The organism is Pseudomonas sp. WS 5532 (assembly GCF_012985445.1).
Taxonomy (GTDB): Bacteria; Pseudomonadota; Gammaproteobacteria; order Pseudomonadales; family Pseudomonadaceae; genus Aquipseudomonas; species Aquipseudomonas edaphica.
Genome location: NZ_JAAQWK010000009.1, coordinates 123,301 through 135,577, shown reverse-complemented (window position 1 = coordinate 135,577; position 12,277 = coordinate 123,301). Strand labels below are relative to the sequence as shown.

11 protein-coding genes are annotated in these 12,277 nt (G+C 61.0%); 3 read left to right on the top strand and 8 right to left on the bottom strand.

Going from position 1 to position 12,277, the window contains the following annotated elements; genetic code table 11:
- Window positions 1–195 precede the first annotated feature (195 nt).
- Genes HBO23_RS17185 through HBO23_RS17160 form a run of 6 tightly spaced genes read right to left on the bottom strand, consistent with a single transcriptional unit; the run spans window position 196 to window position 6,359 of the window.
- On the bottom strand, window positions 196–1,710 hold the full coding sequence (locus HBO23_RS17185; RefSeq protein WP_170038935.1) for an ABC transporter substrate-binding protein: 1,515 nt from the start codon (window positions 1,708–1,710) through the stop codon (window positions 196–198).
- Between the two features lie 35 nt (window positions 1,711–1,745).
- Entirely contained in the window at window positions 1,746–2,717 is a 972-nt protein-coding gene (locus HBO23_RS17180) for an ABC transporter ATP-binding protein (protein ID WP_170038933.1), read from the bottom strand.
- Window positions 2,714–3,670 (bottom strand): ABC transporter ATP-binding protein, encoded by a 957-nt coding sequence (locus tag HBO23_RS17175; RefSeq protein ID WP_026013611.1) that lies wholly within the window; start codon window positions 3,668–3,670, stop codon window positions 2,714–2,716. The genes HBO23_RS17180 and HBO23_RS17175 overlap by 4 nt, the downstream gene beginning before the upstream one ends.
- A complete protein-coding gene (locus tag HBO23_RS17170) occupies window positions 3,667–4,524 on the bottom strand; it encodes an ABC transporter permease (RefSeq protein ID WP_170038931.1) in 858 nt (285 codons plus the stop codon). The genes HBO23_RS17175 and HBO23_RS17170 overlap by 4 nt, the downstream gene beginning before the upstream one ends.
- Window positions 4,521–5,468 carry an ABC transporter permease gene (locus HBO23_RS17165; RefSeq protein WP_017136113.1) on the bottom strand — a complete coding sequence of 316 codons (948 nt, stop codon included), beginning with the start codon at window positions 5,466–5,468 and terminating at the stop codon, window positions 4,521–4,523. The genes HBO23_RS17170 and HBO23_RS17165 overlap by 4 nt, the downstream gene beginning before the upstream one ends.
- 3 nt (window positions 5,469–5,471) lie before the next feature.
- Window positions 5,472–6,359 carry a proline iminopeptidase-family hydrolase gene (locus HBO23_RS17160; protein WP_017136114.1) on the bottom strand — a complete coding sequence of 296 codons (888 nt, stop codon included), beginning with the start codon at window positions 6,357–6,359 and terminating at the stop codon, window positions 5,472–5,474.
- Between the two features lie 183 nt (window positions 6,360–6,542).
- Here HBO23_RS17160 and HBO23_RS17155 point away from each other — a divergent pair, with 183 nt between their 5' ends.
- Together HBO23_RS17155 and HBO23_RS17150 are read left to right on the top strand one after the other, a co-directional pair.
- Window positions 6,543–7,307 (top strand): LuxR family transcriptional regulator, encoded by a 765-nt coding sequence (locus tag HBO23_RS17155; RefSeq protein ID WP_170038929.1) that lies wholly within the window; start codon window positions 6,543–6,545, stop codon window positions 7,305–7,307.
- 93 nt (window positions 7,308–7,400) lie between these two features.
- The gene (locus HBO23_RS17150) at window positions 7,401–8,333 is read left to right on the top strand and encodes a proline iminopeptidase-family hydrolase (protein ID WP_170038927.1); all 933 of its coding nucleotides are present in this window, start codon (window positions 7,401–7,403) and stop codon (window positions 8,331–8,333) included.
- 99 nt (window positions 8,334–8,432) lie between these two features.
- Here the strand turns inward: HBO23_RS17150 and HBO23_RS17145 are convergent, their stop codons facing one another.
- Entirely contained in the window at window positions 8,433–9,935 is a 1,503-nt protein-coding gene (locus HBO23_RS17145; RefSeq protein ID WP_138454049.1) for a nucleobase:cation symporter-2 family protein, read from the bottom strand.
- A gap of 158 nt (window positions 9,936–10,093) precedes the next feature.
- Here HBO23_RS17145 and HBO23_RS17140 point away from each other — a divergent pair, with 158 nt between their 5' ends.
- Window positions 10,094–10,927, top strand: a complete 834-nt coding sequence (locus HBO23_RS17140) for a nucleoside-binding protein (protein WP_170038925.1) — start codon at window positions 10,094–10,096, stop codon at window positions 10,925–10,927.
- A 91-nt stretch (window positions 10,928–11,018) separates the two neighbouring features.
- On the opposite strand, the gene punC is transcribed toward HBO23_RS17140, so the two are convergent.
- The gene (gene punC / locus HBO23_RS17135) at window positions 11,019–12,203 is read right to left on the bottom strand and encodes a purine nucleoside transporter PunC (RefSeq protein WP_170038923.1); all 1,185 of its coding nucleotides are present in this window, start codon (window positions 12,201–12,203) and stop codon (window positions 11,019–11,021) included.
- Window positions 12,204–12,277 lie beyond the last annotated feature (74 nt).

Here is a 12,277-nt window from a genome sequence, read left to right as displayed (position 1 = left end):
ACTGGGTTCATGTGGGAGCTGGCTTGTGTGGGAGCTGGCTTGTGTGGGAGCTGGCTTGTGTGGGAGCTGGCTTGTGTGGGAGCTGGCTTGTGTGGGAGCTGGCTTGCCTGCGATGCGGGCAACTCGGTCTATCTGTTAAACCGAGTTGATGCCATCGCAGGCAAGCCAGCTCCCACATTTGCTTAGCGGTGACCGTTAGTTCTTCACCACTTCCTCAAGGGTAAAACGCCCCAGCGGGTTTTGCAGGAAGTTGCTCACGTTCTTGCGTGAGATGTTGATGTACGGGCTGTAGTACAGGTCAATCCAGTTCACATCCTGCTTCGCCAGCTTCTGCAACTCCACATACATCTGCTCCCGCTTGACCGGGTCGGCCTCGATCCGCGCCTGCGCTACCAACTCTTTAACCTTATCGTTCTTGTAGCGGGTCATGTAGTTCTGGTTGGTGTCATGGCCGAGCACGAAGGTGGTCTTCTGGTCCGGGTCGAGGATGTCGTTGGTCCAGTACATCACCGAAATATCGTACTCACCGTCCACCAGCATCTGCCAGCTTTGGGTCGGGTCGACCTTTTGCAGGTTGGCGGTCACGCCGACCTTGGCCAACTGGTCCTTGATGATCACCGCAATCTGCTCGTCAGCTTCGTTGCCGGCGTTGACCACGTAGTTGAGTTTCAAGTCCTTGGCACCAGCCTCTTCCAGCAGTTTCTTGGCGGCGGCTGGGTCATACGGGCGTTGCAGGTTGTTGGCGTAGTGGTACAACGAGCCTTTGGGGATGTAGGAATAGGCCACGGTGCCTTGGCCGTACGTGGCGCTCTTGACCAGCGACTGCTTGTCGATGGCCATGTCCAGCGCCTCGCGCACCTGCGGCTTGGCCAGCAGGCCGTGGGCGTGGTTGATCAGCAGGTGATCTTCGCGGGTCGACGGGTCGGCGTGGATCACCACGCTTTTGTCTTTCTTCAGCTCTTCCACGCGGGAGAACGGCACGAAGATCGCCGTGTCCAGCTCGTTGTTCTGCACCATGCGCATGCGCGTGTTGTCGTCGGTGACCGAGACCCACTCCACGCCATCCAGGCTCACGTTCCTGGCCTGCCAGAAGTTCGGGTTCTTTTTGAGGATCACGCGGTCGCCCTTGCGCCACTCCTCCACGGTAAACGCGCCGGAGGTCACCGGGTTTTCCGAGTAGGCGTCTTCGCCCATCGTGGTCATGGCTTTTTGCGACAGGATCGATACCGTCGGCGAGGCCAGTTGCGAGAGGAAGGCCACAGCCGGGGTTTTCAGCGTGACCACCAGGGTCTGCGGGTCGCTGGCCTTGGCCGTGTTGATCAGGCTGAACGGATCTGCCCACAGCGACGCCTTGTTGTCGCGGATGCGCAACAGGCTGAACGCCGCGTCATCGGCGGTGATCGCCGAGCCATCGGAGAACTTGGCGTCACGCAGCTTGAAGGTGTAGGTCAGGCCGTCCTTGGAAATCTCCCAGCTTTCGGCCAGGCCCGGTTCCATCTTGGTGCCCAGGTTATCCACGCGCACCAGGGTGTCGTAGACGTTGGCGAACACCCACGTGTCGCGGTTCTGTGCGCTTTTGATCGGGTCGAACGTGGTGCTGTCTTCACGGCAGCCGATGGTCAGCACGCCGGCGGCGTGGGCCAGCCCGGCAGTGAGGGACCAGGCGGTCAGTGTCGCGGCGGCGAGCAACTTCAAGTGGCGCGATTGCATGTCATAACTCCTTGTTCATGAATGGCAGAAGTGGGTCAAAACAGAGGTTCTTCAAGCACGCAACTGTATCGATGCTCGTGCAGGTAATGGGTCGGCGGCAACACCACGGAACACATCGTCCGGGCATGCCGGCAGCGCGGGTGAAAGGCGCAGCCGGTGGGCAACTTCAGCGGGCTCGGCGGCTCACCGGGCAACGGTTCTGCGGGCAACGGCCGGTGCGGATCAATCTCGGGAATCGCCTCGATCAACGCCGCCGTATACGGATGGCGTGGCGCAGTAAACACTGCTTCCACTGGCCCTTCTTCGACGATTTTTCCCAGGTACATCACCGCCACGCGGTCGCACAGGCGCCGCACGATGGCCAGGTCATGGGCGATGAACAGAATCGCCAGGTTCATGCGCTGTTGCAGCTCCAGCAACAGGTTGATGATCTGGCCCTGAATCGACACATCCAGTGCCGCCACGCATTCATCGGCAATGATCAGACGCGGCTCCACCGCCAGGGCGCGGGCGATGCCGACGCGCTGGCACTGGCCACCGCTGAGGGAGCCGGGTTTACGGCTGGCGAGTTCAGGGCGCAGGCCCACCAGGTCAAGCAGCTCGACCACGCGAGCCGGTATCTGCTCCAGGGCGACCTTGCGCTGCACCCGCAGCACTTCGGCAAGGGTTTCGCCAATGCTGTGTCGCGGGTTCAGGGCAGCGTAGGGGTCTTGGAAGATCATTGCGGTTTCATGCCGCAGGCGGGCGATGTCGATAGCACTGCCCCGGGCCATGTCGACGCCATCGAACAACACCTGCCCGGCGCTGATCGGGGTGAGGTGCAGAATTGCCCGCCCCAGCGTGCTTTTGCCACTGCCGGACTCGCCCACCAACCCCAGGGTTTGACCTGCGGCCAGGTTGAGCGACACACCATTGACCGCCCTCACCCACTGTTTATTAAGGCCCAACACACCCGTGCCGGACGCGGCAAACCGCACCTCCAGGTCCTTGATCTGCAACAGGCTCATGGGCGCTCTCCCAGCGGATAGTGGCAGGCTACGCGCGCACCTTCGGGCAGCACCTCAGTACACAACGCCGCCACTTGCGGGCAGCGCGGGTTGAAGCGGCAACCGTCGGGCAAGGCATCCAGTAACGGCGGCTGGCCAGGGATGGTGCGCAGCAAGGCGTGGCCGCTGCTGTGGGCGGGTTGGCAATCGATAAGGCCAGCGGTGTACGGGTGTTGTGGATGGGCCAGCACGTCGTATTTGCTCGCGTGCTCGCACAGGCGCCCGGCGTACATCACCGCGATGGAATCACAGGTTTGCGCCACCACGCCGAGGTCATGGGTGATCATGATGATCGCCAGGCCCCGCTGGTCTCGCAGCTCCAGCAGCAGGCGCAGGATCTGTGCCTGCACCGTCACGTCCAGCGCGGTGGTCGGCTCGTCGGCAATCAGCACTTGCGGGTTGCAGCCCAGGGCCACGGCGATCATCGCGCGCTGGCGCATGCCGCCGGAGAACTCATGGGGGTAGTTGTCGACCCGCGCCTTGGGATCGGGAATACCGACCTGGCGCAGCACCTCGATGGCTTGCAGGCGCGCGTCTTTTTTCGACGCACCCTGATGCAAACGGATGCCTTCGGCGATCTGCTCGCCAATGCGCATCAACGGGTCAAGGTGACTGCTGGGGTTCTGGAAAATCATGCCCAGTTGCCCACCGCGCACGGCGCGCATGCCAGCCTCATCGAGTTGCAACAGGTCGCGACCGGCCAGGCGCACGGCGCCGCCTTGCACCCGCAGGTTGGGCGACGGCAACAGGCGCATCAGGCCGCGACAGGCCAGGGTTTTGCCCGAGCCGCTTTCACCCACCAGGCCGAGGATTTCACCTTCGGCCAAATCAAAGGACACACGATCAACCAGCGTGACCTCTCGCCCACCATTGTTGGCGATCACGCTGAGGTCCTGCACGTGAAGCAGGCTCATGAACGATCCCCCAATACTTGCGCCACACCATCGGCGAGCAGGCTGAAACCCATGGCCAGGGTCACAATGGCCAGGCCCGGGAAGGTGCAAAGCCACCAGGCGGTGGTGATAAACGCCTGCCCTTCGGCGACCATCGTGCCCCACTCCGCCGTCGGCGGTTGCACGCCCAGGCCCAGGTAGCTCACGGCGGCGCCGTTGAGCAGCACCAGCACGGCGTCGGACATCGAAAACACAATCGAGCCAAACATCGCGTTGGGCAATAAGTGCCGGAACAGAATGCGCCCATGGCCAAAGCCCAGGCTCTTGGCGGCCAGGGCGAAGTCGCTTTCCTTGAGCACCAGGATCTGCGAGCGGATCAACCGCGCATACGACACCCAGCCCACCAACGCCATGGCGATATAAAAACTCTGCAAGCCCGGCCCGAGGATGGCCATGATCGCCAGCATCAACACCAGGAACGGGAACGCCAGCACCACGTCGATCACGCGCATGCACACGCTGTCGAAGCGCCCGCCGATGTAGCCGGAAACAGCGCCGATAAAAGTGCCGATCAGGAACGGGAAGATCACGCCGATAACGGCCAGTTGCAGGTCAATCCGCGCGCCCCATATCACCCTCGAAAGGATGTCTCTGCCGTAGTTATCCGTGCCAAATGGATGGGAAAGGCTGGGCGCCAGCAAACTCAGATCGGTGTTCTGCGCAATCGGGTCATACGGCGCGAGCCACGGCGCGAGCAACGCCAGGGCCAACCACATAAACAAGATCAACAGCCCCCACGCAGCGGTCAGCCGACCATTGCGAAAACCAAACCGCAGGCGCAAACGCCACGGCGCAATCAGTGGTCGGCTGCTCATTGCATCTTCACCCGTGGGTCGAGGGCCACGGTCGCCACGTCCGCGACGAAGTTGACCACCACCGTCGCACACGCCAGCACCATCGCCACGCCCTGCACCACCATGTAGTCGCGGGTAAAAATGCCGCGCACCAATAATTGGCCGATGCCGGGAATCGCGAACAGGCTTTCGATCACCACCGTGCCGCTGATCAGCCAGCCGATATTCACCGCCAGCAGGTTAACCGCCGGCACCAGGGAGTTGGGTAACACATGCCGACGAAACACCGCCGCCTCCGATAACCCGCGTGCGCGGGCAGCGGTGACATGGTCAGCCTGCAACTCCATCAGCATGCTCGCCCGCAGGTTGCGCACCAGCACCGCCGCCAGCGCCAGCGCAATGGTCAAGCACGGCAGGACCATGTGGTGGGCTTTATCTGTAAACGTGCGACCGTAGCCCGATACCGGGAACAACCCCCACTTCACACTCAGCAACAGAATCAGCATCAAGCCCAGCCAGAAGGCCGGCATGCCCAGGCCGACCGTGGTGAACACGCGGATCAGGTTATCCGCCCAACCGCCTTTGTTGCGCGCCGCCACGGTGGCCAGCGGCACCGCGATCAACAGCGCCAGCAGCACACTGCCGAGCACCAGCACCAGCGTCGGCTCAATGCGGGTGACGATCAGTTTCAACGCGTCGACCTTATAGAGCAGTGACTGGCCGAGATCGCCCTTGAGCAGGTTCTTGAGGAAGTAGAAATATTGCAGCCACAAGGGCTGGTCCAGGCCGTATTGGGCGCGGATTTTCAGCAGCGCGTCCGGCGTGCTGCGCGAGCCCAGCAAGGCCCGCGCCGGGTCGCCGGGGATCGAGCGCACCAGCACAAACGTGATCAGGCTGATGCCAAACAACACCGGCAGCAATTGCAGCGGCCGGGACAACACAAAACGGTAACGCGCAAGATTCATCCGTCAGCCTCGGTGGCGAGCGAGGAAGTCCAGCAGCACCGGGAAGTACGCGTGGGGTTCCTCATAAAACGGCATATGGCTGCTGTTGGGGAATACATGCAACTCGGCGTGTGTGGCGGCGAGTTTCATGCGATGGGCACAGGCGGGTGTCAGTTCGTCGTGCTGGCCGGTGGTGATCAGGATCGGCATCTTGAAATCGGCCATCTCCGGGATGCGGTTCCAGTCCTTGAGGTTACCGATATAGAGGAACTCGTTGGGGCCTTGCATGGTTTCGTAAGGCCCCATGTTCCAGTCGCCCAGGGAGCGCTTGACCGGCTCCGGCCATTCGTCCAGACGGCAGACGTGGCGGTAGTTGAGCAAGGTGATAGCGGCCTGATACTGCGGATGGTCGAGTGTGCCCATGGCTTCATGGCGCTGCATCATGGCCACGGTTTCGCTGCCGAGGGCACCGCGCAGGCGTTCGAGCTCCTGGGACAGGTGCGGAATATCGCCGACGGTGTTTTCCAGGATCAGGCTTTTCAGGGCGTCGGGATAGTGGATGGCGTACTCGATGCCCAACCAGCCGCCCCACGAATGCCCAAGCAGATGCACACGGCCCAGGCCCAGTGCCTGGCGCACGGTTTCGACTTCTTCGACATAACGGCCAATTTCCCACAGGGAAACATCTGATGGTCTGGCTGATGCGCCCGTGCCAAGCTGATCGAATGCAACCACTCGCAGGTTATGCTCTTTGAGCCAGCCATGGGCGTCGCGCAAGTAGTCACACGGCAGGCCCGGGCCGCCGTTGAGACACAAGAGCACCTCATCGCCGTCGCCAAAGCTGTAGGCCACGAGGTTATGGCCATCGACCTGCACGTTGTACTGCTGGTCGGGGGCAATTTCACGCCACATGCATACATTCCTTGTGTTGTATCGGCCTGGCAGGTAGCGGCCGTTTACAGGGCCAACACTACCGAGGATGCCGCGCGTCCATAACCTAGTAGTTCTTATAGGTTTGGCCTGGCAGTCCTTCGCCGGGGCGTGGCATTCTACTTGCCGCAAGTCGAGATTCAAATGAATTCGGGAGCAGAACGGATGCTGTCCAAACTTACTGCCTTCAACAACCGCCTCATGCCCGGCAGGAGCCTGGTTGAACAGATGGACAACACGTTTGTCCTCGCCCAGCAGTTGGGCTTTGATGCGTTGGTGTATGACTACACGCCGGTGCCCATCGACCAGGACGGTTCGCTGATCACGCCTTCGGTGCTGGAGTCGCGCAACACGCCGTCGGACTGGCACGCGTTATGGTGCAGCGAAGGTTTTTACCAGATCGACCCGGTGCAGCACCTGGCCTTGAGCACGGTGTCGCCGTTCGTGTGGTCCTATGAGGCCAAAGCCGACACTGCGCTGCAAAAGATCATCGACCCGTGCCATGCGCCCGTGTCCTCTTATTTGCATGAACGCCAACTGACCTGCGGCGTCACCGTGCCGATCCACCTGCCGCGTGGCGGCTTCGCGTCGCTGACCGGCCTGCGCACCGGCAAGGCCAGCACGGTGCTGGAAGATGCCCAGCAAACCTTGACGGACTTCAGTCTGATCACCCATGCCTTGCAGGAAGCGGCCTACCCGCTGCTGAGCAAAGAGCTACGCACCTACCCGCACATCCATCTGACCAAACGCGAGCGCGAGTGCCTTAAATGGGCGGCGGAGGGCCTGACCGCCGCCGAGATCGCCACGCAGTTAAGCCGCTCACTGGCGGTGGTCACCCTGCACCTGGCCTCGGCCATGCACAAACTGGGTGCCAAGAACCGCGTACAGGCGGTGGTGCGCGCGACCCATTACCGCCTGCTCGAAGATTGATCCGTCGGTAAAACCTAGCTGTTTTGCTAGTTACTTAAACGCTGCGTGCCGACTATCGTATCCCTGATCCTTTTTTTCAGAGCAGGGTACGAAATGGAATTCATCGAGAAAGTCCGCGAAGGCTACGCGGCCTTCGGCGCCTACCAGACCTGGTACCGCGTCACTGGCGACCTGGGCACCGGCCGCACGCCCTTGGTGATCCTCCATGGCGGCCCCGGTTGCACCCATGACTACGTAGACGCGTTCAAGGACGTCGCCGCCAGCGGCCATGCGGTGATTCACTACGATCAAATCGGCAATGGCCGCTCTACGCACTTGCCGGACAAGGACGCGTCGTTCTGGACCATCGACCTGTTCCTCGACGAGCTGAACAACCTGCTGGACCACCTGCAGATCAGTGACAACTACGCGATCCTGGGGCAATCCTGGGGCGGCATGCTCGGCAGCGAACACGCGATTTTGCGACCCAAGGGCCTGCGCGCGTTTATCCCGGCCAACTCGCCCACCTGCATGCGCACCTGGGTCAGCGAAGCCAACCGCCTGCGCCAGCTGTTGCCCGAAGGCGTGCATCAAACCCTGCTCAAACACGAACTGGCCGGCACTTACCAAGACCCGGAATACCTTGCGGCGGCGCGGATCTTCTATGACCAGCATGTGTGCCGAGTAAACCCATGGCCGGAAGAAGTGGCGCGCACCTTTGCAGCGGTGGACGCCGACCCGACGGTGTACCACGCCATGAGCGGCCCGACCGAATTTCACATCATCGGCAGCTTGAAGGATTGGAGCGTGATCGGGCGCCTGTCGGCGATCAATGTGCCGACGCTGGTGATATCAGGACGCCACGACGAGGCCACGCCCTTGGTGGTCAAGCCGTTCCTGGATGAAATCACCGACGTGCGCTGGGCGTTGTTTGAAGACTCCAGCCACATGCCCCACGTGGAAGAACGCCAGGCGTGCATGGGGACGGTGGTGAAGTTTCTGGACGAGGCGTGTTCGCTGCCGCACCGAGCACTCAAGGCCGGCTGAGTTCAACTGTGGGAGCTGGCTTGCCTGCGATAGCGGTACATCAGTTACAGGTGCAGTGACTGGCTCGCCGCCATCGCAGGCAAGCCAGCTCCCACAGTTTTAGACCTCGGTGGTCTCAGGCTTTGCGGCCTTCCTCGGCACCTCAGCCACCACTGGAATCTCCTTCCCTTCAGCATCAAACAATTTACCGCCACTGAAGTAATCGCCATCGCGCAACGCCGCCACGTCGTGGAAGCACAAACTGCGCTCGGTGCCGGCCACAAACACCGATTGCTGGTCCGAGTTACCGGCGGTGAAGTGGTTGAACGCCAGGTTCAGCAGAATCGCCATGATCGCCGACGAACTGATGCCCGAATGGAAAATGGTCGCGAACCAGGTGGGGAAGTGATCATAAAAGTTCGGCGCTGCAATCGGGATCATGCCGAAACCGATGCTCGTTGCCACGATGATCAGGTTCATGTTGTTGCGGTAATCCACCTTGGACAGCGTGCGAATCCCACTGGCCGCCACGGTGCCGAACAACACAATACCGGCGCCGCCAAGCACCGAAGTCGGCACCGCCGCAATCACCCGCCCCATAAAGGGCAGCAGGCCCAACACCACCAGAAATACACCGCCAGTGGCCACTACAAAGCGGCTTTTCACTCCCGTAACCGCCACCAGGCCGACGTTCTGGGCGAAGGCGCTTTGGGTGAATGAACCGAAGATCGGCGCAAACATGCTCGACAGCATATCGGCACGCAGGCCATTACCCAGGCGCTTGGAGTCGACTTTGGTGTCGATGATCTCGCCGACCGCGAGGATGTCCGCCGAGGTTTCCACCAACGTCACCATCACCACGATGCACATGGAAATGATCGCCGCCACATGGAAGGTCGGCATGCCGAAATGGAAAGGTGTCGGGAAGCCGAACATCGGCCCTTGGGCGACGCTGGAGAAGTCCGCCATGCCGAGGAACACCGCGATCACGGTGCCAATCACCATGGCCAACAGAATCGACAGGCGCGAGATGGTCGCGCTGCCGATCTTGCTCAGTAGCAACACCAGCACCAGGGTCAGTGCCGCCAGGCCGATGTTGGCCATGCTGCCAAAGTCCGCTGCGCGGCTATTGCCGCCCATGGCCCAGCGCGCTGCCACCGGCATCAGCGTCAGGCCGATGGTGGTGATCACGATGCCGGTGACCAGCGGCGGGAAGAACTTGGTGATCCGTGAGAATACCGGCGTGATCAATAAGCCGATAAACGACGCGGCCATCACCGCCCCGAGAATCGCCGGCACCCCGCCCGCGCCATCACTGCCGACAATCGCCACCATGGTTGCCACACCGGCAAACGACACGCCCTGCACCAGCGGCAATTGGCAGCCAAAAAACGGCAGGCCGAGGGTTTGCAGCAACGTGGCCAGGCCACCGGCAAACAGCGAGGCGGCGATCAGCAGGCCGATATCCGCCGGCGACAACCCGGCCGCCTGGCCGACGATCAACGGTACGGCAACGATGCCGCCATACATGGTGAGCACATGCTGCAGGCCGTAAGCCATGTTGGCCGCGACGCCGAGATTCTCGTCTTCTGGCCGCTGCGGTGACGCCTTCGGGATAGTCATGGTGAGGGGTTCTCTGTTTTTGTTGTGCGAACACTGTATGCAATGTTTGGACTGGATGTCCATAGAGTTGTATACAATCAATCGAACAAGATACCCTCCATCGGCGTTACAAAAACAATCCGGCCGTCATGAGCCAGAACGCCAAAGGACCTAGAACAATGAAAAAGGCATTACAGGGCGCCACCGTTGCATTGACCCTTCTCGGCGGTGGGGAGGCCGTCGCGCTGGAATGGATGAACAACAGCGTAGGGTTTCGCTACGGCCAGCACTTCACCAACCCCAACAACCCCGACGACTTCAGCAAGCGCATCTACAGCTTCACCCACACCAGCGGCTACCAGTACGGCAGCAACTACCTGAACCTCGATGTGTTTCTGTCCGACAGCAGCGACCCACGCAAGGGCACCGACCAGGGTGGCAGTGAGGTCTACGCCGTGTACCGACACCAGCTGTACGCCTCACGGGTATTCGATGTGCCTCTGGGCACCGGCCTGGTCAAGGATTACGCCCTGACACTGGGCTTCGACGCCAACCGCAACAACAACTTCGCCTCAGCTAAAAAACGCGCGCTGGTGGTCGGCCCGACGTTGAAGTTCAACACCGTCGGCGTGCTGGATTTGAGCCTGATGTACTACAAGGAAAAGAACCACACCGGCATCCCCGGTGCGAAAGAGTCGAACCACACCTTCGACGACACCTACATGCTCAACCTGACCTGGATGCGCCCGTTCGACATCGCCAACCACGCGGCGAAGTTCCAGGGGTTTATCAATTACGTCGGGGAAAAGGGCGAGGACTACCACGGCCGCGACACCGCGCCGGAAACCCTGATGCGCACCGCGCTGATGGTGGCGGTGCGGCCGGGTAAAAGCGTGAAGCCGAACCTGTACCTGGGGGTGGGTTACGAGTACTGGCATAACAAGTTCGGGGTGGATGGTGGCATGGGCACTCGCACCTCCACGCCTACGCTGAATATGGAAGTGACGTTCTAACTGAAAAAACCCAATCAACTGTGGGAGCTGGCTTATGTGGGAGCCAGCTCCCACATAAGCCCTCTCCCACATGTTTGATTGGGTTTCAGCTTCAGGCGTTTGCCAGTTCCGAATTATCGGTTTTGGGCCGCGCCAGCCAGTAACCCAACACCGCCAGCGGCGCAGTCGCCAGCATCACAATCACAGTAATCAACAACGGCTGGTCGATCATCGACGACACCAGCAGGCTACTCAGAAAACAAAGCCCCAATTGCAGGGTGTTCTGCAGCGCTGCCGCCTTGCCGGAATTTTCCGCAAAGGGCATCAGCGCATTCGCCACCACGATTGGGTAGCTGGCGCCGTTGACCAACGCCATCAGGCAGAACGGAATCAACAAGGTGGTCAGGGTCGGCACGGTCAAGGTCGCAACCAGGTACAACGCGACCATGCTGATGCAATAGGCCACCAGCAACCACGGCAATAGGGTTTTGCCTTGGTAATGCTGCAAGGCGCTGCGACAGCTGTAACCGCCGACCAGAAAAGACAAGGTCGGCAACACGTAACTCAGGCCGATGTCATTCGGGCTGTAACCCATGTCGCCAAGGATGAACGGCGACGCGGTGAGCCAGGCGAAGAAGCTGGCTGAACAGGCGGCGAAGATCATCACATTGCCGGTAAACACCCGGGAGGTCAGCAACTGCCCATAGCCCAGGCGCGAAGGTTCGCCCTCCTCAGCCCGACGTTTCGGCATTTTGCGCAACAGCAACGTCGGCAACAGCAACAGCACTGACACGCCCAGCAATACCGCGAAAATCGCCTGCCAGCCAAAGTGGTTCAGCACCATCGCGCCCAACAGCGGCGCCAACGCCGGTGACAGCGACATCAGCGGCATGATGCTGGCGAACACACGGTGGGCCTTGTCGGCCGGGTAACGGTCAATCACCAGCGCCTGCCAACTCACGGCGGCGGAACACACGCCAATCGCCTGGATAAAACGCAACGCCAATAACTGCGGCGCCGTCTCGACCCAGAACATCCCGGCGCAGCCCAGCACAAACAGGCTCAGCCCGGCGAGCAGCACCGGCTTGCGCCCCAGGCGATCGGACAATGGCCCCCACAGCAACTGCCCGAGCGCAAAGCCCGCGAGGAAAATACTCAAGCTGGCGCCCACCGCGCCCGCACTGATCTGCAACTGCTCGCCCATGGCGCCAAACGCCGGCAAGTACATGTCCATGGCCAGATAACCGAGCATGCTCAGCCCCGCCAAATACCAGGTGAAACCAAAAGAATTTTTCATTGAAGCCTTGTGGATGCTGCCATCAAACTATTTGCTGACTGGCGCCCATTATGAAGCTGACAGGCTGTGTGTGA

Excerpts from the sequence above, each read along its gene's own strand:
- HBO23_RS17170 (WP_170038931.1), bottom strand. The coding sequence starts at position 4,524 with ATGAGCAGCCGACCACTGATTGCGCCGTGGCGTTTGCGCCTGCGGTTT.
- HBO23_RS17160 (WP_017136114.1), bottom strand. The coding sequence starts at position 6,359 with ATGTGGCGTGAAATTGCCCCCGACCAGCAGTACAACGTGCAGGTCGAT.
- HBO23_RS17185 (WP_170038935.1), bottom strand. The coding sequence starts at position 1,710 with ATGCAATCGCGCCACTTGAAGTTGCTCGCCGCCGCGACACTGACCGCC.
- HBO23_RS17155 (WP_170038929.1), top strand. The coding sequence starts at position 6,543 with ATGCTGTCCAAACTTACTGCCTTCAACAACCGCCTCATGCCCGGCAGG.
- HBO23_RS17145 (WP_138454049.1), bottom strand. The coding sequence starts at position 9,935 with ATGACTATCCCGAAGGCGTCACCGCAGCGGCCAGAAGACGAGAATCTC.
- HBO23_RS17165 (WP_017136113.1), bottom strand. The coding sequence starts at position 5,468 with ATGAATCTTGCGCGTTACCGTTTTGTGTTGTCCCGGCCGCTGCAATTG.
- HBO23_RS17140 (WP_170038925.1), top strand. The coding sequence starts at position 10,094 with ATGAAAAAGGCATTACAGGGCGCCACCGTTGCATTGACCCTTCTCGGC.
- HBO23_RS17175 (WP_026013611.1), bottom strand. The coding sequence starts at position 3,670 with ATGAGCCTGCTTCACGTGCAGGACCTCAGCGTGATCGCCAACAATGGT.
- HBO23_RS17150 (WP_170038927.1), top strand. The coding sequence starts at position 7,401 with ATGGAATTCATCGAGAAAGTCCGCGAAGGCTACGCGGCCTTCGGCGCC.
- punC (WP_170038923.1), bottom strand. The coding sequence starts at position 12,203 with ATGAAAAATTCTTTTGGTTTCACCTGGTATTTGGCGGGGCTGAGCATG.
- HBO23_RS17180 (WP_170038933.1), bottom strand. The coding sequence starts at position 2,717 with ATGAGCCTGTTGCAGATCAAGGACCTGGAGGTGCGGTTTGCCGCGTCC.